The following is a 344-nucleotide window of genomic DNA, read 5'->3' on the forward strand; positions in this document are numbered from 1 at the left end:
ATACTATGTAATAAAGGTTCTCCATTATTATTTGGTGTTTCAAAAAATGAAATATTATAAAGGGACCATTGCTGATCTTCCAAATCCTTAATAAACTCTTCGAAGCTCCCAAGTTCATTTGCTGAAAAGTTACTACTACTATTTATAACAGACTCCATGTTACCTTTTTCACTTAGCTTATCAAAGTTCTCTTCAGACAAATGAAACTCCATTGTATGTTCAAGTTCTTCTTTTGGAAAGGAATAGTATTCATCAATCAATTGTGGTATATCACCTTCAGCAACATAGAAGAACTCATGTAATATATCTCTGTCAATTATATGACCAATCCACTTTCCATTGTC

General features: G+C 31.7%; 1 protein-coding gene. It reads right to left on the reverse strand.

The features are described from left to right. A partial coding sequence (locus AOA62_RS31970) for a hypothetical protein (protein ID WP_218244247.1) occupies nt 1-344 on the reverse strand: 344 nt, incomplete at both ends.

This window comes from Pseudomonas sp. 2995-3, assembly GCF_002742565.1.
Taxonomy (GTDB): Bacteria; Pseudomonadota; Gammaproteobacteria; order Pseudomonadales; family Pseudomonadaceae; genus Aquipseudomonas; species Aquipseudomonas edaphica.